This window comes from Pseudomonas sp. FP2309 (assembly GCF_030687575.1).
Lineage (GTDB): Bacteria > Pseudomonadota > Gammaproteobacteria > Pseudomonadales > Pseudomonadaceae > Aquipseudomonas.
Genome location: NZ_CP117439.1, coordinates 5,525,598 through 5,548,566, shown reverse-complemented (window position 1 = coordinate 5,548,566; position 22,969 = coordinate 5,525,598). Strand labels below are relative to the sequence as shown.

Genomic DNA, 22,969 nt, shown 5'->3' with positions numbered 1-22,969 from the left:
GGGTCAGTCCAGCAGCAGGACCTTGGCCAGCACGATCTTCGGCCCTTTCATCTTCTTGACGATGATGCGCAGGCCTTCGACCTCCAACACTTCTTCCTCTTCCGGTACGCGCTTGAGCGTGTCGTAGATCAGCCCGGCCAGGGTTTCCGCTTCGATGTGGTCCAGGTCGACGCCCAGCAGGCGCTCGACCTTGAACAGCGGGGTGTCGCCGCGTACCAGCAGCTTGCCCGGCTGGTAAGCCAGGATGCCGCGCTCGGCCTTGCGGTGTTCATCCTGGATATCGCCCACCAGCACTTCCAGCACGTCTTCCATGGTCAGGTAGCCGATGATCTTGCCGTCGGCCTCTTCGACCAGGGCAAAGTGCGCGCCGCCTTTGCGGAACTGCTCCAGCAACTGCGACAACGGCATGTGCCGCGACACACGTTCCAGCGGGCGGGTCAGTTCAGCCAGGTTGAACGACTCGGGGATATGGTCCAGGGCGGCCAGTTCCAGCAGCAGGTCCTTGATGTGCAGCAGACCCACGAATTCATTGCGCACCGCGTCGTACACCGGATAGCGGCTGAATTTATGCCGGCGGAACAGGGCCAGGATCTCTTTAAGCGGGGCATTGAAGTCCAGGGTTACCAGATCTTCCCGGGAGTTGGCCCAGTCCACCACTTCCAGTTCGCCCATTTCCACGGCCGAGGCCAGTACGCGCATGCCTTGGTCGCTCGGGTCCTGGCCACGGCTGGAGTGCAGGATCAGCTTGAGTTCTTCGCGGCTGTAATGGTGCTCATGGTGCGGGCCGGGCTCGCCCTGGCCGGCGATGCGCAGGATGGCGTTGGCGCTGGCGTTGAGCAGGTAGATTGCCGGGTACATGGCCCAGTAGAACAGGTACAGCGGCACCGCGGTCCACAGCGACAGCAGCTCGGGTTTGCGAATGGCCCAGGATTTGGGCGCCAACTCACCGACCACGATGTGCAGGTAAGAGATCACAAAGAACGCCGCGAAGAACGACACACCCTTGATCACTTCCGGCGATTCGACGCCCATGGCGCCCAGCAACGGCTCCAGGATGTGTGCGAAGGCCGGCTCACCGACCCAGCCCAGGCCCAGCGAGGCGAGGGTGATACCCAACTGGCAGGCCGACAGGTAGGCGTCGAGCTGGCTGTGTACGGTGCGCAGGATCTGCCCGCGCCAGCCGTTGGTATGGGCGATGGCTTCGACCCGGGTCGAGCGCAGTTTGACCATGGCGAATTCCGCCGCAACGAAAAAACCGTTGAGCAGTACCAGGACCAGAGCAAAAAGAATCATGCCGAAGTCGGCAAAGAGTGTGGCGAGGGTGATACCAGGGGAAGGGTCCATGATGGGGTTTTGCAGGTTCCGTGTGTTCAATAGGGGGTGAAAGACAGGCCTGAAAGGCAGGTGCAAGTCGGCCAATGTAGCGACTGGCGCGGCGCTTGCCTAGTGGCGGCTGCCGGGTGGGGCAAGGAATGTGTTCGCCAAGACACGGCAAGTCCGGGTGTGGAAGGGCGCTTGTCTGCGATAGGCGAGCGCCTTCTCACCCGTTCAGGTGTGTGGTGTTCGGATTATTCGTCGTTTCCGACAAGGCGTGAACGGGTCACCTGCGTTGTCGGAAAATGGCAGGTAAAGGTGCTGCCATGGCCCAGCACGCTGCTGATTTCCAGGCGGGCGCGGTGGCGCAGCAGTACATGCTTGACGATCGCCAGGCCCAATCCGGTGCCGCCGGTGTTGGAGTTGCGGCTGGAATCGACGCGGTAGAAGCGTTCGGTCAGGCGCGGCAGGTGCTTGGCGTCGATACCGATGCCCGAGTCCTGCACGCTCAGGTGCGCGCCGTGTTCATCGGCCCACCAGCGGATGCGTATGTTGCCCTTGTCCTGGGTGTATTTCACCGCGTTGAACACCAGGTTGGAGAACGCGCTGCGCAATTCGCCCTCGCTGCCTTTGAGCAACACCTGGGAGTCCGCTTCCAGGGTGATCTGCTGGCCACGCTCGCCCGACAGGGCCTGGGCGTCATTCTTGATGGTCTGCAACAGGCTGTGCACGGCCACCGGGTGGTTGTCCGACGGGTAATCGGTGGCCTCCAGCTTGGCCAGCAACAGCAGGTCGTTGAGCAAGGTCTGCATGCGCGAGCCCTGCTGCTGCATCTGTTGCAGTGCGCGGCTCCAGCGCGGGTTGATCTCCTCGACGTTGTCCAGCAGCGTCTCCAGATAGCCGCAAATCACCGTCAACGGCGTGCGCAGTTCGTGGGAGACGTTGGCGACGAAGTCTTTGCGCATTTGCTCCAACTGGTGAATGCGGGTCACATCACGCACCAGCATCAGGTGTTCGTTGTTGCCGTAGCGCGTCAAGTACAGCTGGATACGCACGCGGTCGTTGGTCGGCGAGGGGATTTCCAGGGCTTCTTCGTAGTTCTCCTGCTCGAAGTACTCCTTGAAGCGCGGGTGGCGCACCAGGTTGGTCACCGGCTGGCCGCTGTCCTGGGGCGTCTTGAGGCCCAGCAGGGTTTCGGCGGCGCGGTTCCACCATTCCAGGTTGCCGTCGCTGTCGAGCATGATCACCGCGTCCTTGAGCGCGGCGGTGGACTCCTGCACCCGGTCGATCACTGCTTGCAGGCGTCCGCGCACCCGCTGGTCGCGGCGTTGCAGGTGGTAAATGCTGTCGAATACCTCGCCCCACAGACCGTAGCCGTCGGGTGGCGCTTCGTCGGGTTTGTGCTGGCGCAGCCATTCATGCAGGCGCAGCAGCTGTTTGAGGGTCCAGCCCAGGTACAAGCCGATGCCGATGGCCAGGCTCCAACCGTAATAGCCGCTGATCAACCCGACCAACAGGCAGCCGGTGATCAACAGGAGCATGTGGCGGATCAGGGTGCCATGCCAGTTCTGGTTCAAGTTGCGTCCTTCGGAGCAGTTTCAAGTTTCAAGCTGCAAGCTCCAAGCTTAAGCAGTCCCGCTTTAACTTGCGGCTGATTGCTTATAGCTCAACCTTTGGTTGAAAACCGATAGCCGGTACCGCGCACGGTTTGTACCAAATTTTCATAGGCATCGCCCAAGGCTTTGCGCAGGCGGCGGATATGCACATCCACAGTGCGCTCCTCCACGTACACGTTGCCGCCCCATACCTGGTCGAGCAACTGGCCACGGGTGTAGGCGCGCTCCTGGTGGGTCATGAAGAATTGCAGCAGACGGTATTCTGTCGGCCCCATCTCGGCTGGCTTGCCGTCGATGGTCACGCGGTGGCTGATCGGGTCCAGGAGCAGGCCACCGACTTCGATAGGTGCTTCGCCATCGGTAGGCCCGGCGCGGCGCAATACGGCCTTCAGACGCGCCACCAGTTCGCGTGGGGAAAACGGCTTGGTGATGTAGTCGTCGGCGCCGACTTCCAGGCCCTGAATCTTGTTGTCCTCTTCACCTTTGGCGGTGAGCATGATGATCGGGATATCCCCGGTCAGCTCGTCGCGTTTGAGGCGGCGGGCCAGTTCGATGCCGGAGGTGCCGGGCAGCATCCAGTCCAGCAGGATCAGGTCCGGTTTGCGGTCGACGATAATGGCATGGGCCTGCTGGGAGTTTTCCGCCTCCAGGCAGTCGTAGCCGGCCATCTCCAACGCAACGGCGATCATCTCGCGGATGGGCGCTTCGTCGTCGACGATCAGAATGCTCCTGCCAACCATGCTCAAAATCCTCTTGTCATTTAACTGTCTTGCGCCGCATTAGATAACGGAATTATTGCAGTCGTGTGACAGTAATTTAGTCGCTGGGGCAATTCACGGCACTCTGGACTACGCTTTGAGTCCGAATCCTGACAACCACAAAAGGAAGGTTCCGATGACTTACAGTACTGTTTCCTGGAAAGCCCTGTTGGTAACGGCAGCGTTGACGCTGCCGACCCTGGCGTTCGCGGCAGAGCCGGCGATGACCAAAGACGGGATGTTGGTGGATCACAAGTCGATGACGCTCTACACCTTTGCCAAGGATGCCGACGGAAAATCCATGTGCAACGACAAATGCGCGACGAACTGGCCGCCGTTGATGGCCGATTCCACCGCCAAGCCCATGGGCAAGTGGACCGTCATCACCCGTGACGATCAAAAGAGCCAGTGGGCCTACGACGGCAAGCCGCTGTATACCTTCATCATGGACAAAAAGGCCGGTGACATGACCGGTGAGGGCAAAATGGACGGTGCCTGGAAAGTCGCCAAGCCCTGACCGAACGGGGCGCGCCCAAATTGTGTTGTGGTGAGCAGGCTTGCCCGCGTTGGGCTGCGCAGCAGCCCCAGGCCCAGGCGCCACGCTGTATCTGATACGACGCGGCGGTCCTGTTGAGGGCCGCTTGCGCTCACTACAGACGGCCGCGGGTTCCGCCGGTTAACGAACCGCGTAATCCAGCACAATCCCGACAAAAATCGCCAGCCCGGCCCAGTGGTTGTGCAGGAACGCCTTGAAGCACTTCAAGCGGTCCCGGTCGCGGGTGTACCAGAACTCCCACGCGAAGCAGCCCGCCGCTGCGACCAACCCCAGATGGAACCAGCCGCCCAGTTCGAACCGTGCGCCCGCCAGCAGCAGACACACCAGCGCCAGGCCTTGCAGGGTGAGGATGATCACGCGGTCGGCATCACCGAACAGAATCGCGGTGGATTTCACGCCGATTTTCAAATCGTCGTCACGGTCGGTCATCGCGTAATACGTGTCGTAGCCCACGGTCCACAGCAGGTTGGCGATGTACAGAAGCCATGCAGTGGCCGGCAGATGTCCGGTTTCGGCGGTGAACGCCATCGGCATGCCCCACGAGAACGCCGCGCCCAGGACCACCTGGGGGTAATAGGTGTAGCGCTTCATGAACGGATAGCTCGCCGCCAGGGCCAGGCCGCCGAGGGACAGCAGGATCGTGGTGGCGTTGGTCAGCAGCACCAGCAGGAAACTGAGGCCCATCAGCAGCGCAAAAAACACCAGTGCCTCTTTCGAACTGATCTTGCCGCTCACCAGAGGGCGCTGCTCGGTGCGTTTTACATGGCCGTCGACCTTGCGGTCGGCCCAGTCGTTGATCACACAGCCGCCGGCCCGGGTCAGGACCACGCCGAGCACGAAAATCACGATATTGAGCAGAGACGGCGAGCCCTTGCCGGCGATCCATAGCGCCCACAGCGTCGGCCACAGCAGCAGGTAGATGCCGATCGGCTTGTCCATGCGCGTCAACTGAATGAAATCCCAGGCCCTGGGGTTCAGGCGGTTCAAGGATTTGAGCACACGTTGATACATCAGCAGTTCTCCGGATGGTCATGCAGCGCATGCCAGAAGCAAGGCAAGAAGACTTCCGCCACCAACACGCTCAGCGCCCCACGATCAAAGCGGGAGCGGCGCGCCCACAAGCCGTCGGTCTGATCGGCGGTCGGCAACCAGTGCGCGGGGTAATGGCACACCTCGATCGCCTGGCGGGTGAACGCGTGGTCGCAGAACAGCAGCTCCCCCAGCGAGCGGCTGCCCAGTTCGTCCATATGCAGGCCGTCGCCCTGCAAGGCACTGCGCGCGGCGACGCTGCGGGCAAACACCCACGGCTGGCCACGCCCGCGCAAATACACCTCGCGTACCCAGCCGACCGTGGCGGGGGCCAGGTCGAGGGCGGCACATTCGTCATCCCGCAGCGGCTGCCAGCCTTCGAACAGCGGCGTCACACTGAAGCCCTCGTCGGACAGCCACGTCAGCCGACGCGTCAGCGAGCCGTCATCGAATAGCCAGTTGAGGGCCAATGGCGTAGGTGCGGGTTTCAGAAGGCTCTGGGTCAGCCATTGGCAAGCATCGGGAGGGGCGATTGAGTGCGGCACGGTGAGTCAGTATTGGCAGCCAAAGAGGCGGCGAGCTTACCATGGCACCCCTGACTTTTGCCGGGCTGAGCCGGCGCCTTGCGTCGATCGCGCTTGCATCTGCCGGCCCCGATCAGTACAAAACGCCCTGAGCCGCACGGCAACGCTGGATCCATCGACCGTCGGCCAACCTGCCTGGACCTGAGGAAGTAAGTAATGAAGAAGTGGCAATGTATCGTCTGTGGCCTTATCTACAACGAAGCAGACGGCTGGCCGGATGACGGCATTCTGCCCGGTACGCGCTGGGAAGATGTCCCGGCAGACTGGCTGTGCCCTGACTGCGGCGTCGGCAAGATGGATTTCGAAATGATCGAAATCGGCTGATCTGACCATTTAAGCAACGTACTGCAAGGAGAAAGGCATGAACGCACCTGTCGTGATCATCGGCACTGGATTGGCCGGTTACAACGTGGCCCGTGAGTTTCGCAAGCTCGACAGCGAAACCCCGTTGCTGCTGATCACGGCGGATGACGGGCGTTCCTACTCCAAGCCCATGCTCTCCACCGGTTTTGGCAAAAACAAGGAAGCCGATGGCCTGAGCATGGCTGAACCCGGCGCGATGGCCGAGCAACTTAAAGCCGAAGTGCGCACCCACACCCGCGTCAGCGGCATCGATCCAGGCCACAAGCGCCTGTGGATCGGCGAAGAAGCGGTGGCTTATCGCGACCTGATCCTGGCCTGGGGGGCCCAGACCGTGCAAGTGCCCGTCGAGGGCGATGGGGCGGACCTGATTTTCCCGATCAACGACCTTGAAGACTACGCGCGCTTTCGCAGCGCTGCGGCCGGTAAACGCCGCGTGCTGCTGCTCGGTGCCGGCCTGATCGGCTGTGAATTCGCCAACGACCTGATCCTGGGCGGCTATGAAATCGACCTGGTCGCCCCCTGCGAACAAGTCATGCCGACCCTGCTGCACCCTGCGGCGGCCGCAGCCGTGCAGGCCGGGTTGGAAGGCCTGGGTGCGCGTTTCCACCTGGGCCCGTTGCTCAATCGCCTGCAACGCACGGCGGACGGGCTTGAAGCCCACTTGTCGGACGGTGCAGTGATCCGCTGCGACCTGGTGGTCTCGGCCATCGGCCTGCGCCCACGCACCGACCTGGCGGCCGCAGCCGGCCTGCAGACCAACCGTGGGATCATGGTGGACCGCCACCTCAAGACCTCCCACGCCAATATCTACGCCCTGGGCGACTGCGCCGAGGTCGACGGCTTGAACCTGCTGTACGTCATGCCCCTGATGACCTGCGCCCGCGCCCTGGCCCAGTCCCTGGCCGGCAACCCCACGGCGGTCAGCTACGGGCCGATGCCCGTCACCGTGAAAACCCCGGTCTGCCCGCTGGTGGTTTCGCCGCCGCCACGAGGCACTGAAGGCATATGGAGCGTCGAAGGCCAGGGCGCCGACATCAAGGCCCTGTGCCGCGACGCCAGCGGCCGCCTGCTGGGGTATGCGCTGACCGGCACGGCCGTGGCGGAAAAACTGGCCCTCAACAAAGAACTTCCGCCGTTACTGGCGTAAATACTGGCCGTTCTGTCGGAATAACCCTGTTTTTTGCCCTAGAAAGGTCGTCGCGAGGCTAGCGGAGCGTGCGAGGGCATGCCATCCTCACTCCCGTCGGCCGCAGAGTAGAGCCTGCGGCGCTTTGGGCGCTGCTCCGATAGAGAGCGGCACGGACATAACAACAAAAAACCGTCAAAGAGGCTTCACTTATGCGTAAACCAGAACTCGCAGCCGCCATCGCTGAAAAAGCGGATCTCACCAAAGAGCAGGCCAACCGCGTCCTCAACGCCGTTCTCGAAGAAATCACCGGCGCCCTGCACCGCAAGGACAGCGTGACCCTCGTTGGCTTCGGCACCTTCCTGCAACGCCACCGCGGCGCCCGCACCGGCAAAAACCCGCAAACCGGTGAACCGGTGAAGATCAAGGCCAGCAACACTGTTGCGTTCAAGCCGGGCAAATCGCTTAAAGATACCGTTAACGCGTAACGCGCAGTACCGTCTCGAAGGGAGGCGGGGCGGTAAGAAGAATGGGCACGCCGACTGGGTCGGGTGCCCATTTTTTGTGGGCGCTGATGCGTATGCCGGATTAAGCCAGCTCGCCTAATCGCATTCTCAGGTAAATTGAACTAGGAAATAGCCGCCCAGATCCCCTTCTTTCAGCTTTTTCGCTCGATTATCGGCGAACACATAGCCGATACCTCCACCGAATATTCCTTCGTGACTAGGGCTGATTTTTGCAATGTCGGCGTCGGTGAGTTGAGCCAAGAAATAGTAGCGAGGGCTTTCATACAAAGGGTCTTGCAACCAAGCGGGGCGCCCAAGGGCCTTGCTGATACTCGCGCCACTGTCCAGGTCTTCCAATTCTTCCTCCATTTGTTCGGGAGTGAACGGTTGCTGGGCAATATACGTTCGCGGGATTGGATCAACCAACTCAGCGGGTGTGAGTTCGGAAGTCGCCAGTGCGTGAAGCAGAACTTGACTATGGCCAAGTTGGAGCTTTTCCATCTCGCTTTGTTGATGAACAGTCAACTTCCGTACAGACGATCGTGTGTACGTTTCGTCAGTTCGCTCAACGGAGACGAACACAGTAAGCGCCATCCCGGAGGGTATGAATGGGACGTCCAAGAACGTTGAGGTCATCGTAATCACCGGCAGCATAAGCTGACCGGTCTGCGGGTCTTTAGGCCACAACTCAAGGTCTGTAAGCCACGCACCTCCGCCTATTTGTCCAAGGTTATGGTCTTGCTGTGAGAGGATAAGCTGATTGATACCCATAGCCGGTGATCCTTTAGAAACAACCTTTTCGTTTGGCGAATGACGTGGCAGAGCGCCTCTCGCTATGGATTTCGATCAAGCGATGCTCGGCATCGTAGATGAAGGTTCCCGTTGACCTTGGGTGTTGTTCTGGCTATCAAGACAGATGCAGGTAAAACAGTTCCACTTCATTTGGGGCTTCAGAGGACCTCAGCACAGCTTTGTATTTGTCTTCAAGTTTCTGATTTAGACCTTCGTTATATAGCAAATAAAGAGCAGGATAATCAGTGTTGGTGCGAATCCAGTCTTCCGAATCTGCTTCGTCAAACCAACATTGGGCTAATCCAATACTGGTCAGCAACTGCTCTTTCCAGTCAGGTTTTTCATCCGGGCTGTCAAATGAATACAACCATATTGAAAAACGCTCATTGAAGTTCTCAAGCGTTTCGCCGGGATTTTTTAGTGGCCGCCAGTCCGTCAGTTCGGCGACAACATGGTTGGAAGTCCGGGTTTTAATAGTCTTCTCGATAATAGACTTGGACCAGTTTTCCGGATATTCAAACCGTTCGTCTCGGAGTGCTTTATTAAGGACGTTGTTCACGCACGTCATCAGCGCTGGGTCCACTATCTGAAGCGTCAAGTGGAGAGAAAACCATCCCTTACTCTTGGATAGATTTATCGTGTAGCGACGAACTCGACCACGCTCGCCATTCGTTTCAAAATGTCTGCCTTTTTTTAGCGCGTACCCATGTTTCGCAAAGGGTTCTGCTAAGAATGAGGTCAGTAACTTCAATATATCTTTTACAGTTTCAGTCATTACGGCAACCTCCATAGTGGGACCCTGGCTTCGCTAACGGTTACGCCTTTTGTGCTCTTTCCAGAATTACCAAATATGCCTTTCCCATCGGCGATGATTTTGTCTTTTGCAAGCTGGGCTTTAGACCGTACAGCACCACCTGACTTGACCTCAATTGCGACGACTTTCCCGGTTTTGTTATTTTTTATCAAAATGTCTACGTAGCGGCCTCTCCCTGCACCTGGAGTTTTGACATAAACCTGTGTACCGAGCACGGTCACTTTGGGATTATTTAATAGCTTCTGATGCACCAGGTTTTCAGCGGCTTTACCGTTGACTTTATTCTGCCTCCTTTGTGCTGAGGAACAGGCCCAGCCCCAGGGGTCTATCCAACCCGTCGGGTTAGGAGCGTATTGGTAAAGATTGCTGCCTCCCGCCAACCCAATCGGATCCGGCGTCGTAAACCTCCCCACATCCGGATCATAAAACCGAAACGTGTTGTAGTGCAGCCCAATCTCCCGATCCAGATACTGCCCCTGGAACCGCAAATTCTGCTCTTCGATAAAGTACGCTTCACGCACTTCTCCGTCTGCATTCCCCCACACCTGATAGCGCGCCTGCCACACCGTTTTCCCATCAGCTTCGGTCAGTTGCTCAGGCAATCCATTCAGGTCGTTGTGGTAGTAGCGCACGCTTTGATGCTCGCCCGTGCCGTCCACGCGAGCCAGCGGTACATAGCCGTCTTCTTCATAGAGATAGAGGCTGGTCTGGCTATGCCGATGCTCCTGCAGCAGACGCAACCCCTCCCAATCAAAGCGGCTTTCACCCAACGGATAGCCGTTGCTGTCATGTTCGGTTTTAGCGATGCGCCGCCCGAGGGGGTCATAGGTCATTTTCACGACCGTTTCGCGTCCATCCTTCTGGCTACGGACTTCGATCAGGCGATGCTCTGCGTCGTAGGCAAAAAGCTGTACGCCGCGTAGGGCACTGCGTTTTTCGATCATTCGGCTAAAGCCGTCGTAACGATAGCGTTTGTCCTGATAGGTCAACAGCTTGTTATGCACCACCAGCCCCGCACTGGCTGACGGACCGTCCAGCAGGTTGGCGGCGGCATCATAGGCAAACGTTTCTCGCTGGCCCTGAGCGTTGTCCTGGCTGGCGATAATGCGCCCGGTCGCGTCGTAGTGGAGCAGTTGGCGCTGATCCCGATGGTTATCGCGGTCACGCTCCAGGCGGCCGATCAGGTTATCGGCCGGGTCATAGTCGAAGTGTTTTTGCTGGGTGGCCGGCAGTTGCGTGGGCTGGCCATTGGGGCGGCGTATCCGTGAGCGCAGGCGGCCGCTGCGGTCATATTCGCTGCGCGTGGTGATCTGGCCCTGGGTACGCAGGACTTCACGGTGCAGGCGGTCGCGTTCGAAGTCGCAGATGACGCGCCCGTCGAGGTTGATCTGGTGCAGGTGGCCGCTGCCGTAGTACAGGCGGTTGAGCCAACGGCCGTCGGGCAACTGCGTCTGGATCAGGTTGCCGAGCTCATCGTAGTGGTAGTTCAGGCTGCCGGCGGCGCTTTGTTCGATGAGTAGTTGGCCGCGCGCGTCGTAGGCGAAGGCCAGTGCCTGGGTGGTTTCGTCATTGCCGATGAAGGTGACAGCGGTAAGTTGGTCCAACGGGTCGTAGGTGTATTCGGTGCGACCGTCATCGGTTTGTTTCAACAGCAAGCGGCCCACTGCATCGCGTTCGAGTCGATGCACAATTGAAGGCTCAGGTGTCTGCCCTGTGGGCACGTACTCAACGGCGGCTACGTTATCCAGAAGGTCATAGGCATAACGTCGGGCGCTGCCGTCGAGGTCTTGCTGCTCTACCAGACGGTCGCACGGGTCCCAGGTAAAGCGGTAACTCTCACCATTTTCATTGGTCAGGGTTTGGAGGTGTCCGTAGGCGTCGTAGCGGAACTCAATCTGCCGGCCATGGGCATCTATTCGTTGGCGCACCTGCCCGCGGCGTCCGTACTGGTAGCGGGTGGTGTGACCTGCGGCATCGGTATAGCCGATCAACAGACCGCTGGTATCGCGCAGGTACTGCTCGATGCGGCCGTCCGGCATTTCGCTCTGTAGCAACCGGCCTTGGCTGTCGTGTTGATAGCGCTGGCGCTCACCCAAAGCGTCGATGACTACCTGCAAATGACCCTGGCGGTCGTACTCGAAGGCTGTGGGGTACCCCGAACAGTCGATGTGCTGGATTAACTGTCCGGTTTCATTCCAGCGCAGGGTTTTGCTTTTGCCTGTGGCATCGATGATCTCCACCACCTGTCCAAACGTATCGTAGCGATACCGTGTGACATGCCCCAACGGGTCGATTTCACTGACGCAATTGCCTCGCTGGTCGTACTGATATTGCCACGCGTGGCCTGCCGCATCGGTCTCCACCAGCGGCAGCGACCAGTGCTCCAGCCACAATGTCGACTCGATACGCCCCAACGGATCCTGAGTGCTGCACAGGTTGCCGGACTCGTCGTAGCCGAACTGCCATTTGCCGCCTTGTGGATCGGTGGCACTGAGCAGCTGACGCTCGTCATTCCATTCAAACTGCCAGGTTTTTCCCAGGTTGTCGGTGTACTCGGTTATCTGATACTGCGGGTTCCAGCGGCGTGTGCTGACCCGTTGCAAGCCATCAGTAATGCGCGTCACGCCACCCGGCAAGTCATAGTCGAACCGGTACTCGTCACCTTCATCGGTCCAGTGCCGCACCACGCGCCATTCGCTACCGTCCACACAGTCCCATTGGTAGTAACAACGCAGCCCGGTGGGCAGCTGATGCTCTACCATGCGCTGGCCGTAGTCATAGGCGAAGCGGCGTTGCACGTTTGCGTCGGTATCGCGAACTTCGGCCAGGTCGCCGCGAGCATCGTAGCCGTAACTGACAAGGGTTTCTCGGCTGTGATCGGGGTATAGCCGTTTGACTTGCTCCACTCGCGCAGGCCATTGCTGGCTGTAAACAAGTTCGACACGCACATGGTCGAACGTATCTCGTAAGTGGCTCAGCCGACCCTGTACGTCATAGTCGAGGAAGATTCGGTTGTCGTTGCGATCCCCCAATTGGCTAAGGCGCAGGCGTGAGGCGGTGCCTGGCGTTGGTTCGAATAGCCGATAGAGCCCGTCGACGCTTTCAATCAGTAGTTGGCCATTGGTATTGCGCCGTACGCTCAAGCCTTCTCCTGCGCTGAATACGGCACCGCCCAGCGGGATCACGCCCATGTCGATCTGTCGCGCTTGCTCATCGGTATAGACCAGCCGTTCCCCACCTTCGGGGTGTACGCCAATCTCGACGCAGACCTCGTAGATCACGCTCCAGCTGGCACCGAACAGGCCGTCGCTACGCTCGTCCCGACTGCTGTAGTAGCGCTGCCACTCGATAGGGAGCAGGCCGGGCAGAGCGAAGTCCAGATCGTCTTCCCCATCAAGAATTTTCGCGCCAGTGGAGCTGTGTACCGGGTTGGGCGAGCCTGCGACTGCAGAAGTAATGGCATTGGTCACTTGGCTGGTGCCCCACGACACCAGTCCACCAACGACCATGCACGGCAGCTTGCTGAAAAACTTGGAGCCGCCACCACGTAGCATCAACAGTGCGGTCACCGCCAGCCCGACACCGGGTGTTTTGCCACTGCGGATCTCGCGCACCACCACGGGGCTTCCGCCAATACGCACGTTGCTGGAGATCATCCCCGACTCGACAATCGAGGCGTCGCAGGTGCTTCGATCACCGCTGCGGGCGGCCGGCTGACCGTTGATAGTGACCTTGCTGGAGCCTTCGGCAATAAACTGCGGCGGCATCGGGGGATGTTTGGTGCAGATCACAATATCCAGCGGTTTGGGTACTGCGCCTGGTGCAGGAACCGCCACTGTGGGCCGCCAGATCTGCGAGAAGAAACCCTTGGCCATGTCAAGGTAGCTGGCTTCTTCGGGACTACCCCCTTCGGCGGGTTGCGAACTGACTGGGCCGATAGCGCCTGCGGCACGTGCGGAGGGTATGCCGTTGGTAAAGGTGTTGTGGGAGCCTGTGGCGATGGTTGCCATCACCACAGGCGGGAATAACGCATTGCCTATCCAGTCACAAACCTTTGTCAGTCCCTTGTCCGCCCCCGTCTTGCTCATGCCTATACCGACGATGATGCCCACCACCGCGCCGAGCACAAAGCAGCCCAGACCGCCGGTAACGACGGTAATACCGGTGGCGGCCACAATCGCAGCAGTGGCGACGGCCGTAATAGCGATGTTGGCCGCAATTTCCAGCACGCCGCCCAAGATGTCGGCCATCGCCGAGGTGTGCAGCAGGCCGTCGCCGAGACGTGCCGCCCAGAGAGCGTCAGACATGGATGAGGGACTTCAAGGCTTGGGATTCAGTTGCAGGGTGCTTTTGATGGTTGCCCAATGGGCACTTTCAGCATCGCCCAGGGGTTGGGCTTTGACATAACTCAGGGCAAGCATCTGCCGAGTGCCGGGTATCACAAGCGCTAACTGGTATTGATGAATACGCTCGGTGCCCTTGCTGAACTGGTTATGCACTTCGATGGCGTCTATATCCTGCGCCGCGCCTACACGAAGTGCCTTGGCCGGTTGGTAGCGCAAGTCCTGTACCTGCTTCTCCAGCTTCGCCAGTTGCTCTTCGAAGTTGCTTTGCAGCGTTTCACCCTCATTCAGAAGGCTACGGCTGATGATCAACGACGTACCCAGAGCAGCGAACTTCAGGATATTGATGGAAGCATCTTGAACGTCATCGCTGGGCAGCGTGAATTGCAGTTCATTGAGTTGATAGGTCATGAAACGGAATCTCGTTATTGGCCGGAAGGCGGCTTGGGAAACATGGAATTGACGGCCGCGTCGATTTCACCCTTGACCCCTTGGCCCATGGGTGTGGTACCGCCTTTGCCGCCAATGTTCAAATGCAGATTGCCGCCGGTGTTGATCTCGGAGCTGCCTTCGGAATACACGTTGATCTGAACGCCGGTGAGATTGATCTGCCCGCTTGCATTGAGCTCCAGCACACTTTTGCCACAGACCAGGCGCAGGTTTTCGCCCACTTCAATCAGGTAACTTTTACTGATGGCGTCTGTCTTGCTGAACCCCACCATGAGCATGTCGTCGTGCTTGACTGCGCGTACCCGGTCGTTGCCGACGGTCACGATTTCGTCATGCCCGATGCTTTTATTCCGGTCATGCCCCACCGAATGGCTTTCATCCACCTCCACCACGATGTCCTGGTTACGCTCGGCATGGATATACAGCTGCTCCAACCCCTTCTTGTCCTCCATGCGGATTTCATTGAAGTTGGCTGGCGTGCCGCCCTTGCTCGAACGGCTCTTCATGCCGCTTTGGGTGGCGTTTTCGGGCAGATCGTAAGGCACCGTCTGCTCAGCGTTGTACACCCGCCCAGTGATGATCGGCCGGTCGGGATCACCTTCCAGGAAACTCACGATCACTTCCTGGCCGATGCGTGGAATCTGCATTGAACCCCAGTTCTTGCCGGCCCAGGATTGCGACACGCGAATCCAGCACGAACTGTTTTCGTTGGATTGGTCGTGACGGTCCCAGTAGAAGTGCACCTTCACGCGGCCGTACTGGTCGGTCCAGATTTCTTCGCCTTTGGGGCCGACCACCAGCGCGGTTTGCGGGCCTTTGACCACCGGTCGATGGGTGGTGGCCAGGGTGCGGTAGCTTTGTTGCGCGGGGATGCAGGTCAGGCTGCTTTCAAACTGCGCCGAGCCGGAACCGCCGCCGCTTTCCAGGCTTTCCTGGACGATGTAGTAGCGGCAGCCGACGATCAGGTATTCGCGGTTCTGGTCCTGGCGACTGAAGCCGGTGAGGCTGAACAGATGACCGGAGCCGAGGCCGCGGGCATTGCCGGCGAACTCGATCTGTTCATGCAGGGTTTGCAGGGCTTCGATGCGGGTGCGTGCATAGTGTTCGCCGTCTGCGCTTTGCACGTAGGTGCCGGGGTAGTCGTACAGCGGGTAGTCGCCGGCGGTGTGCGGGCGCGGCATGGCCGAGCGCACGTCGATGCGGGCGCTGGGGCGCTGGAAGTCGTAGTCGTTAAGTTCCAGCGAGCCCGGCTGCACCTCCTGCGCCAGGTGCCAGTTGTGCATGTGGTCGCGTTCGCGCTGCTGCTCATCCTTGGGGTAATACGGGATCGACGCGTAGCCCGGCACCGTGGTGTGGGCGCCATAGGCGTCGGCCAGTACCAGCACGTGACGGTCCTGTTCATGGCGGAAGTAGTAGTAGATGCCTTCCTGTTCCATCAAGCGGCTGACGAAATCGAAGCTGGTCTCGCGGTACTGCACGCAGTATTCCCACTCGCGGTACGGCCGGCTCAGGGCATCTTCGAAGTCGGAAAACCCCAGGTCGCGGAACACCTGCTTGATGATCTGCGGGATGCTCAGGTTCTGGAAAATCCGGCAGTCCGAGGTGCGGCTCAACAACCACAGCCACGGGCGCAGCGTCACTTGGTAACTGGCGAACTGGCCGCTGTCGATGTTCTGGCTGCAACGCGCGACGATGCCGTGGAAGTGCCGCTCGCCGCCGTCCGCCAGCTGCAGGCCGACGCTCATCGGTTTGCCCAGCAACTGGTTGAGGTCGATGTTGGCGTCCAGCGACGTCAGTTGCAGCTCATAGTTGAACAGCCGCCCCAGTTCTTCACCGCCGCCCATTTCATTGAGCAGCAGCACATCCGGCCCGAGGGGGCTGGTGATCTTGGCCAAACGTGAGGCTTGGTTGAATAGCATCGGGAGTTCCGTAAATACCGTGATAACTGAAAAACGAATCCAATAAGGCGTTGGCTTGCTGTGGTGAGCAGGCTTGTCCTGCGCCGGGCTGCGAAGCCGCCCCTTTGGATTCTCAGTGAACCCTCAGGGCGCAGGTCAATCGTTGAACTGGTAGTGCAATTCGTTATCCCGCGTACTGATGCGCACACCCGCCAATGCCTTGCCCTCAAGCATGCGCGTAAGAAACTCGCGGCTCATGTCCGGCAGCAGGCTGTTGGTGAGGATGGTGTCGATCATGCGCCCGCCGCTTTCGGTTTCAGTGCAGCGCGAGACGATCAGGTCGACCACCGCGTCGTCGTAGTCGAAGGCCACCTTGTGGGTATTCTCCACGCGCTTCTTGATGCGGTTCAGTTGCAGGCGGGTAATCGCCTTGAGCATCTCGTCGCTCAGCGGGTAGTACGGGATGGTCACCAGACGCCCGAGCAGGGCCGGCGGGAAGATTTCCAGCAGCGGCTGGCGCAGGGCCTTGGCGATTTCTTCCGGCTCGGGGATGTTCGCCGGGTCCTTGCACACGTGCGAGATCAGCTCGGTACCGGCGTTGGTGGTGAGCAGGATCAGGGTGTTCTTGAAGTCGATCACCCGGCCTTCGCCGTCTTCCATCACGCCCTTGTCGAACACCTGGAAGAAAATCTCATGCACGTCTGGGTGGGCTTTTTCCACTTCGTCCAGCAGCACCACGCTGTAGGGCTTGCGCCGCACCGCTTCGGTCAGCACGCCGCCTTCGCCGTAGCCGATGTAGCCGGGTGGCGCGCCCTTGAGAGTCGACACCGTGTGGGCTTCCTGGAACTCGCTCATGTTGATGGTGATGACGTTCTGTTCACCGCCATACATGGCTTCGGCCAGCGCCAGGGCGGTTTCGGTCTTGCCCACACCGGAGGTGCCGGCCAGCATGAACACGCCAATCGGCTTGCTTGGGTTGTCGAGACCGGCGCGGGAGGTCTGGATGCGTTTGGCGATCATCTGCAAGGCGTGGTCCTGGCCGATGATGCGTTTTTTCAGGTGCTGATCGAGGTTGAGCACGGTTTCCAGTTCGTTGCGCGCCATGCGGCCCACCGGGATGCCGGTCCAGTCGGCGACCACCGAGGCCACGGCCTGGTAATCCACGGTCGGCAGGATCAACGGGGTTTCGCCTTGCAGCGCGGTGAGGCGTTGTTGCAGGTCGACCAACTGGGCGCGTAACTCATTGCTCTCGGTGGTACCAGCAGCACTGTCCACCACGCCGGCTTTTTCGCGCAGCGTCGCGCGAGTGGAGAGCAGTTCGTCCACCAGGGTTTTTTCTTCGGCCCAGCGGCTTTCCAGTGTGGCCAGGCGCTCGCGCTCGGCGCTCAGCAAGGCTTCGCTGTTGCTCTGGCGTGCACCGATGGCGATGCCGATCGCATGCTCGCGGGCGATGATTTGCAGCTCGGTTTCCAGGGCTTCGATGCGGCGGCGGCTGTCGTCCACTTCCGCCGGCACTGCGTGCAGGCTGATGGCGACGCGGGCGCAGGCGGTGTCCAGCAGGCTTACGGATTTGTCCGGCAACTGACGCGCCGGGATGTAGCGGTGGGACAGCTTCACTGAGGCTTCCAGGGCCTCATCGAGGATCTGCACCTGGTGGTGTTTTTCCATGGTCGAGGCCACGCCACGCATCATCAGCAGGGCTTTGTCTTCCGACGGTTCAGCCACTTGCACGACCTGAAAACGGCGGGTCAGTGCCGGGTCTTTTTCGATGTGTTTTTTGTACTCGGCCCAGGTGGTGGCGGCCACGGTGCGCAGGGTGCCGCGCGCCAATGCCGGTTTGAGCAGGTTGGCCGCATCGCCGGTCCCGGCGGCGCCACCGGCACCCACCAGGGTGTGGGCTTCGTCGATAAACAGAATGATCGGCTTGGGCGAAGCCTGCACGTCTTCAATGACCTGGCGCAGGCGCTGTTCGAACTCGCCTTTCATGCTGGCGCCGGCTTGCAGCAGGCCCACGTCGAGGCTGCGCAGTTCCACGTCCTTGAGCGCAGGCGGTACGTCACCGGCGACGATGCGCAGGGCGAAGCCTTCGACCACGGCGGTCTTGCCCACACCGGCTTCACCCGTGAGGATCGGGTTGTTCTGGCGCCGACGCATCAGGATATCCACCAACTGACGGATCTCTTCGTCACGCCCGACGATCGGGTCGAGCTTGCCGCTACGCGCCTGTTCGGTCAGGTCCACGGTAAAGCGCTTGAGCGCTTCCTGCTTGCCCATCGCGCTCGGTGCCATGGCGCCGCTGGCTTCGCCTGGAACACCGGCATTAAACCCATCGCTGGCGCTGAGGGCGTTTTCCGGCGAGTCGCCGACGTACTCGTCAAAGCGTTCGCTCAGGGCCTCGGCCTTGATCTTGTCGAACTCCGACGACAAGCCCAGCAACCCATGGCGCAGGCTTGGCGTCTTGAGGATACCCAGCACCAGGTAACCGGTGCGCACCTGGCTTTCGCCAAACATCAGGCTGCCATACACCCAGCCGCGTTCCACGGCTTCTTCCACATGGGACGACAGGTCGGTGATCGACGTCGAGCCGCGCGGCAGGCGGTCCAGGGCTTCGGTGAGGTCGCGGGCCAGGCGTGCCGGCTCCACGTTGAACTGGCGGATGATGCGGTGCAGGTCCGAGTCCTGCAGTTGCAGCAACTGGTGGAACCAGTGCGCCAGTTCCACATATGGGTTGCCCCGCAGTTTGCAGAACACGGTGGCGGCTTCGATGGCCTTGTAGGCCACGCTGTTGAGTTTGCCGAACAGTGCGGCGCGACTGATTTCACCCATGCTCTGGATTCCTTGAGGTGGTGGCTTGATCGGCGTAATGCCGGGCCAGGATTAGGTCGTTGGGGTCATGCTCGGGCGTGCCGAGCCAGGTGTTGAAGCCCAGGCGGAACTGGCCGTTGAGTTGCAGCGCCGGGACTTCGGGTTGTTGCAGAACCAGGTTCAAGTCCCAGTCCAACTCATGGCCCAGGTACTCGGCCACCCACGCCACCAGTTCATTGAACGGCTGGCGGCCGGGCAGCATGCCCATGTAGTCATCCAGCGTCAGCGGGCCCAGACGGATACGGAATTTGTGCTGGCGGTCCCAGACGTGGCTGCCCAGGCAAAAGTCCACGCCCAGTTGGTTGGCACTGACCCCGACGCGGCTGCGCTCGGGCAGTTCCAGCCATTGGCCGACGTACTCTTCGATCTCGACCGGCAGGCCGAAGTACTCACTGAGGATTGCCTTGAGGCCATCCGGGTAGCGGGTTTGCGCCGACAGGTGGCCGCTGTAATGCAGCTTCGCGGTATCCGGGATAAGGCCCTGATTGAGCAGGCTCGGCATGCCCCTGCCACTCAGTGCCGCCAGGCGCGCAGACCAATAGTCATCGTCGGGACGGTCGTGGCTGACCGTCGGCCGCGCTTCGGCCCAGGCCCGGTAGAACAGACAGAGCAAACGGTGATGGAACACGTCCAGGAAGCGCTTGCTGGTGCTGTCGGCGTTATTGCGCTGGCGCTCACGTACGTACTCGGTGATGTGCAGCGGCAGCGGTCCGTTGGGACCGCCAAGGCCGAAGAAGAATTGCTCCAGGCGCGCCGGCTTGCCGTCGTTGCCGGGGTCGACCGACGCCAAGGTGGCCGGAGCGAAGGTGCAATCGGCCTGTTGCCCAAGGCGCAGTGGGTCATCGGCCAGGCGCAGGGAATGGCCCAGCCGTGGCAGGTCTGGCGATTCGCACTCGATACGTCGCAGCGCCTGGAAAAAGTCATATTCCCAGGGCTCCTGATGCATCGCATCCAGGGTACTCACAGGGTCGGACGACGTCCGGGCTTGGCTTTCCATCGCATGATCTCGCCGCGTTCGGTGGTACGGATCACCGTCTCGGTAAAACTGTTGATCGACACGTAGCGTGCCAGGAAGCGTTCCAATACCGCACCGAGCAGGAATACGCCGGTGCCGCGAAACGCGTTTTCATCGAATTCCAGGGTGATCTCCAGCCCGCGCCCAAACACAATCGGGCCGGGCATCGGCAGGCGTCGGGTCACGGCTTTGCTGCTGACCTCGCGCAGGCCTTCGATCTGCAATTGCAGGGCGGCGTCATTGCTGTCGCCGTATAGGCGCAGCAGTTCACGCAGGGCGCCGGCACCTTGGCCCTGTTCACTCAGCGACAGGTAATTGAGCGACAACTGGCTGATCAGGCGCCAGGCCTTGGCATCGTGGGCATGGCTGGCGCGCGGGCGGCTGGGGCCGGCGACGCAACGCACGGCCAGCACCGGGGCACTGTCGGCCAGGGTGAAGTCGGTCTTGCCATTGCCCACGCTCATGAACAACGGCAGGTCGCGGTTGGTGCACAACGCTGTCACGCCGAGTTGGCGCAGGTCGTGGCCGTACGGCGCCTGGCGGCTGTCCACCAGGCTGACGAAGGTTTCACTGCCCACGTAGGTCGAGCGCGGGCCGTTACGGCGCTGGTCGCTGGACAGCACGCGCGGTTCGCGGCGCACGGTGTAATAGGCCTGGTCGCGTCCGTAACGGGACGGATCGCGCACCGCGTAGAACGGCAAAAACGGCTGCTCCGGCCCAGTGCCGTGGCCGGTGATGCCGCTCAGGGAATGGATCTCGAAGTCCATCGGCCGCGTGCGGTCGGCGATCACATGGTGTTCGTTGACCCGGTCGGACAGGTGGATGCGATCAACGCGTTTGGGGAACAGGTTGATCGCTGGCGTGCAGAACGGCAGAAACTGCGCCGCGCCGACGCTGCCTTCCAGGTTCGGCTCGTGACGGTCGAACAGCACGATCAGCTCCAGCTCCTGGCCGTCGCAGCGTTTGACCGCGCGGCTCAGATGGGCGAACTCGACGAACAGGAAGCGGTGGGGCAGGGCGAAGTATTCCTGCAACAACCGATAGCCCTGGAACGCCCGAGCCACCACGGGCATGGCCGCGTCGGCATCGTCAAAGCCGCGTGAGCGCAATGCGTCCTGAGGCAAGCGCTCGACCCAGTCACCCCCGGGCTTGCGCGCAAACACCGCACAGGCGTTGCCCAGCAATTGCTCGTAGAGGCGGAACGGTTGCTCATCGGCGCCGCTGAGGTACAGCGGCAAGGTGTCCAGGTCGAGGCTGCTGAACGGCAATTCGGCACCGGTGCGCAAGGTCAGGCGCAAACCGGCCTTGGCTTTGGGCTCGCTGGCGGCCAGGCGGCCGAGCACGGCGGCCGGGTTGCCGAAGTACTCAGCGTTGCTGACCTGCAAGGGCCACAACGTCACCGGGTGGGCGGTGCGGTACTCGCAGCAGGTCTGGGTTTCGCGGCCCAGGGCGGCGCGCAATACGGTGTCGCGGGGCAGGGGGAAACCACTGGCCAGGGAGCCTTCATCCGGGTCGGTCTGCAACTGCACCACGGTCATCGACGGCGTTGGCGCCAGGTAGTGCGGGTAGGCGATTTCCAACAGGTTGTGGGTGAAGGTCGGGTACTCGGCGTCAAGCTTGAGCTGCACGCGGGCGGTGAGGTAGGCAAAGCCCTCGAGCAAACGTTCGACGTACGGGTCGGCGCAGTCCATGCCGGACAGGGTCAGCCGACTGGCGATCTTCGGGTATTCCTTGGCGAACTCGGCGGCGCTTTCGCGCACGTGGTGCAGTTCCTTGTTGTACAGCTCCAGCAGGCGCGGGTTCATGGGCGTCTCCGCTGGTCGGCATTCACGACGCGTACGTGGCCGGACTCCAGGTCCAGGTCGGTTTGCAGCAACAGGCGCAACGGCACCGGCTGGGCCCACAGATCGCCTTCGATCTCGAAACTCAGCGCGTTGTGGTTCATCTCGCCATGGCCGACACGTGCTTTGACGCGCAGGGTGTGGCGCAGGATGCGTGGCTCGAAGGTGGCGATGGCCTGGTAGATCAGGGCTTCCAGCGCTTTGATATCGACACTGGAAACGCTGTTGCCCGCCAGCGCCGGCAGGCCGTAATTGACCACCGAGGCGCCTGCCGGGGTGTGCAGGGTGGCATCGGCATCGAGCAACGACGTGGTGTTGAGCAGCCACGCGAGGTCGCGCAAAACCGAGGCTTTCAATTGGGTCAGGGACAGCACGCGTTTGTCGGCGCTTTCCTTGGGGTTGGTTGGATCGTCGTCAGTCAGCCGGTCCAACAAGGACGGCTGCAGACGGTCGCGGGAAGCGATTTCAGTGACCACCAAAGCAGCTCCACGGACGGGGTGTGAGAGGGACGGGGTTCGGCAGGGCCAGGTGCCTGGGGCCGCGGCACAGGGCCGCGGCCGCCAGAGCTATCAGCGTTTGGTGTTGGAACGGATGTTCCAGCCAAACTTGATCGCGCCGCCGTCTTTGGTGCCGTCAGCTTTCTGCGGCTGATAGTCGACCATCACTTGGGCGAAGTTCAGCGTGACGTTTTCGGTCAGGCGGTCATCGGTGCCCGAACCGCCGGTGCTCAGAGACGTCACCAGCACTTCTTCCAGGTTGATCACCATGTACTCGACCTGGCTTTCACCGCCGGCCTTGCGCACGGTCAGCTTGACCTTGTCGATGTGCTTGCCGCTGGCGCAGTGCATCATCAGGTTCGGCGAAGCCTTGTCGACGTACTTGGTCAGCGACAGGTCCTGGATATTCACCTTGCCGGCGCCGCCGCCACCGCCTACGTGCATGTTGCCGGACTGGGCCATGCCCCAGCTCCAGTTCAGTACGTCGATTTCGTCCTTGTGGGCCTTGTCCATGGACTCGCCCTTGATGTCGCCGATCTTGATGAAAATATCAACAGCCATGTTTTCTCCCTGTGTGGCACGGGCCACTCGATTTGGTGATC

General features: G+C 60.7%; 19 protein-coding genes. 4 read left to right on the top strand and 15 right to left on the bottom strand.

What is annotated here, in order from left to right; genetic code table 11:
* Nucleotides 1–3: 3 nt before the first annotated feature.
* The 3 genes from PSH59_RS25675 to phoB all read right to left on the bottom strand — a co-directional run bounded on the left by PSH59_RS25675 (nucleotide 4) and on the right by phoB (nucleotide 3,670).
* On the bottom strand, nucleotides 4–1,344 hold the full coding sequence (locus PSH59_RS25675) for a hemolysin family protein (RefSeq protein WP_305393959.1): 1,341 nt from the start codon (nucleotides 1,342–1,344) through the stop codon (nucleotides 4–6).
* A 224-nt stretch (nucleotides 1,345–1,568) separates the two neighbouring features.
* Nucleotides 1,569–2,855 carry a phosphate regulon sensor histidine kinase PhoR gene (gene phoR, locus PSH59_RS25670; RefSeq protein ID WP_248082100.1) on the bottom strand — a complete coding sequence of 429 codons (1,287 nt, stop codon included), beginning with the start codon at nucleotides 2,853–2,855 and terminating at the stop codon, nucleotides 1,569–1,571.
* 125 nt (nucleotides 2,856–2,980) lie between these two features.
* On the bottom strand, nucleotides 2,981–3,670 hold the full coding sequence (gene phoB / locus PSH59_RS25665) for a phosphate regulon transcriptional regulator PhoB (protein ID WP_003176964.1): 690 nt from the start codon (nucleotides 3,668–3,670) through the stop codon (nucleotides 2,981–2,983).
* 154 nt (nucleotides 3,671–3,824) lie between these two features.
* Here phoB and PSH59_RS25660 point away from each other — a divergent pair, with 154 nt between their 5' ends.
* Complete coding sequence (locus PSH59_RS25660; protein ID WP_248081911.1) at nucleotides 3,825–4,205, top strand: hypothetical protein; 381 nt, start codon at nucleotides 3,825–3,827, stop codon at nucleotides 4,203–4,205.
* 159 nt (nucleotides 4,206–4,364) lie between these two features.
* Here PSH59_RS25660 and ubiA read toward each other — a convergent pair whose 3' ends face one another.
* The gene (gene ubiA / locus PSH59_RS25655) at nucleotides 4,365–5,255 is read right to left on the bottom strand and encodes a 4-hydroxybenzoate octaprenyltransferase (RefSeq protein WP_305393958.1); all 891 of its coding nucleotides are present in this window, start codon (nucleotides 5,253–5,255) and stop codon (nucleotides 4,365–4,367) included.
* A complete protein-coding gene (locus PSH59_RS25650; RefSeq protein ID WP_248081907.1) occupies nucleotides 5,255–5,818 on the bottom strand; it encodes a chorismate lyase in 564 nt (187 codons plus the stop codon). Before PSH59_RS25650 ends, ubiA begins: the two co-directional genes overlap by 1 nt.
* Before the next feature lie 195 nt (nucleotides 5,819–6,013).
* Here PSH59_RS25650 and PSH59_RS25645 point away from each other — a divergent pair, with 195 nt between their 5' ends.
* From PSH59_RS25645 to PSH59_RS25635, 3 genes are all read left to right on the top strand, one after another.
* Entirely contained in the window at nucleotides 6,014–6,181 is a 168-nt protein-coding gene (locus PSH59_RS25645) for a rubredoxin (RefSeq protein ID WP_248081905.1), read from the top strand.
* Between the two features lie 37 nt (nucleotides 6,182–6,218).
* Nucleotides 6,219–7,367, top strand: coding sequence for an NAD(P)/FAD-dependent oxidoreductase (locus PSH59_RS25640; protein WP_305393957.1), 1,149 nt, complete (start codon nucleotides 6,219–6,221; stop codon nucleotides 7,365–7,367).
* A gap of 191 nt (nucleotides 7,368–7,558) precedes the next feature.
* The gene (locus tag PSH59_RS25635; protein WP_003176958.1) at nucleotides 7,559–7,834 is read left to right on the top strand and encodes an HU family DNA-binding protein; all 276 of its coding nucleotides are present in this window, start codon (nucleotides 7,559–7,561) and stop codon (nucleotides 7,832–7,834) included.
* 126 nt (nucleotides 7,835–7,960) lie between these two features.
* On the opposite strand, the gene PSH59_RS25630 is transcribed toward PSH59_RS25635, so the two are convergent.
* The 10 genes from PSH59_RS25630 to PSH59_RS25585 all read right to left on the bottom strand — a co-directional run bounded on the left by PSH59_RS25630 (nucleotide 7,961) and on the right by PSH59_RS25585 (nucleotide 22,928).
* Complete coding sequence (locus tag PSH59_RS25630) at nucleotides 7,961–8,623, bottom strand: hypothetical protein (protein ID WP_305393956.1); 663 nt, start codon at nucleotides 8,621–8,623, stop codon at nucleotides 7,961–7,963.
* A gap of 136 nt (nucleotides 8,624–8,759) precedes the next feature.
* Nucleotides 8,760–9,419, bottom strand: coding sequence for a hypothetical protein (locus tag PSH59_RS25625; RefSeq protein ID WP_305393955.1), 660 nt, complete (start codon nucleotides 9,417–9,419; stop codon nucleotides 8,760–8,762).
* Entirely contained in the window at nucleotides 9,419–13,765 is a 4,347-nt protein-coding gene (locus PSH59_RS25620) for an RHS repeat-associated core domain-containing protein (RefSeq protein WP_305393954.1), read from the bottom strand. The genes PSH59_RS25625 and PSH59_RS25620 overlap by 1 nt, the downstream gene beginning before the upstream one ends.
* Before the next feature lie 12 nt (nucleotides 13,766–13,777).
* Nucleotides 13,778–14,212 (bottom strand): DcrB-related protein, encoded by a 435-nt coding sequence (locus PSH59_RS25615; protein ID WP_248081885.1) that lies wholly within the window; start codon nucleotides 14,210–14,212, stop codon nucleotides 13,778–13,780.
* A 14-nt stretch (nucleotides 14,213–14,226) separates the two neighbouring features.
* Nucleotides 14,227–16,170, bottom strand: coding sequence for a type VI secretion system Vgr family protein (locus tag PSH59_RS25610; RefSeq protein WP_248081883.1), 1,944 nt, complete (start codon nucleotides 16,168–16,170; stop codon nucleotides 14,227–14,229).
* A 135-nt stretch (nucleotides 16,171–16,305) separates the two neighbouring features.
* On the bottom strand, nucleotides 16,306–18,975 hold the full coding sequence (tssH, locus tag PSH59_RS25605; protein WP_305393953.1) for a type VI secretion system ATPase TssH: 2,670 nt from the start codon (nucleotides 18,973–18,975) through the stop codon (nucleotides 16,306–16,308).
* Entirely contained in the window at nucleotides 18,968–20,011 is a 1,044-nt protein-coding gene (gene tssG / locus PSH59_RS25600) for a type VI secretion system baseplate subunit TssG (protein ID WP_248081879.1), read from the bottom strand. Before tssG ends, tssH begins: the two co-directional genes overlap by 8 nt.
* Nucleotides 19,975–21,834 (bottom strand): type VI secretion system baseplate subunit TssF, encoded by a 1,860-nt coding sequence (tssF, locus tag PSH59_RS25595; RefSeq protein ID WP_248081877.1) that lies wholly within the window; start codon nucleotides 21,832–21,834, stop codon nucleotides 19,975–19,977. The genes tssG and tssF overlap by 37 nt, the downstream gene beginning before the upstream one ends.
* A complete protein-coding gene (gene tssE, locus PSH59_RS25590) occupies nucleotides 21,831–22,346 on the bottom strand; it encodes a type VI secretion system baseplate subunit TssE (RefSeq protein ID WP_305393952.1) in 516 nt (171 codons plus the stop codon). Before tssE ends, tssF begins: the two co-directional genes overlap by 4 nt.
* 93 nt (nucleotides 22,347–22,439) lie before the next feature.
* Nucleotides 22,440–22,928 (bottom strand): type VI secretion system tube protein Hcp, encoded by a 489-nt coding sequence (locus tag PSH59_RS25585; protein WP_005792512.1) that lies wholly within the window; start codon nucleotides 22,926–22,928, stop codon nucleotides 22,440–22,442.
* Between the last annotated feature and the right edge of the window lie 41 nt (nucleotides 22,929–22,969).

Coding starts and splice junctions, on each gene's coding strand:
- PSH59_RS25630 (WP_305393956.1), bottom strand. CDS start 8,623: ATGGGTATCAATCAGCTTATCCTCTCACAGCAAGACCATAACCTTGGA.
- ubiA (WP_305393958.1), bottom strand. CDS start 5,255: ATGTATCAACGTGTGCTCAAATCCTTGAACCGCCTGAACCCCAGGGCC.
- phoB (WP_003176964.1), bottom strand. CDS start 3,670: ATGGTTGGCAGGAGCATTCTGATCGTCGACGACGAAGCGCCCATCCGC.
- PSH59_RS25625 (WP_305393955.1), bottom strand. CDS start 9,419: ATGACTGAAACTGTAAAAGATATATTGAAGTTACTGACCTCATTCTTA.
- phoR (WP_248082100.1), bottom strand. CDS start 2,855: ATGCTCCTGTTGATCACCGGCTGCCTGTTGGTCGGGTTGATCAGCGGC.
- PSH59_RS25640 (WP_305393957.1), top strand. CDS start 6,219: ATGAACGCACCTGTCGTGATCATCGGCACTGGATTGGCCGGTTACAAC.
- PSH59_RS25620 (WP_305393954.1), bottom strand. CDS start 13,765: ATGTCTGACGCTCTCTGGGCGGCACGTCTCGGCGACGGCCTGCTGCAC.
- PSH59_RS25615 (WP_248081885.1), bottom strand. CDS start 14,212: ATGACCTATCAACTCAATGAACTGCAATTCACGCTGCCCAGCGATGAC.
- PSH59_RS25635 (WP_003176958.1), top strand. CDS start 7,559: ATGCGTAAACCAGAACTCGCAGCCGCCATCGCTGAAAAAGCGGATCTC.
- tssH (WP_305393953.1), bottom strand. CDS start 18,975: ATGGGTGAAATCAGTCGCGCCGCACTGTTCGGCAAACTCAACAGCGTG.
- PSH59_RS25675 (WP_305393959.1), bottom strand. CDS start 1,344: ATGGACCCTTCCCCTGGTATCACCCTCGCCACACTCTTTGCCGACTTC.
- PSH59_RS25610 (WP_248081883.1), bottom strand. CDS start 16,170: ATGCTATTCAACCAAGCCTCACGTTTGGCCAAGATCACCAGCCCCCTC.
- PSH59_RS25645 (WP_248081905.1), top strand. CDS start 6,014: ATGAAGAAGTGGCAATGTATCGTCTGTGGCCTTATCTACAACGAAGCA.
- tssF (WP_248081877.1), bottom strand. CDS start 21,834: ATGAACCCGCGCCTGCTGGAGCTGTACAACAAGGAACTGCACCACGTG.
- tssG (WP_248081879.1), bottom strand. CDS start 20,011: ATGGAAAGCCAAGCCCGGACGTCGTCCGACCCTGTGAGTACCCTGGAT.
- PSH59_RS25660 (WP_248081911.1), top strand. CDS start 3,825: ATGACTTACAGTACTGTTTCCTGGAAAGCCCTGTTGGTAACGGCAGCG.
- PSH59_RS25585 (WP_005792512.1), bottom strand. CDS start 22,928: ATGGCTGTTGATATTTTCATCAAGATCGGCGACATCAAGGGCGAGTCC.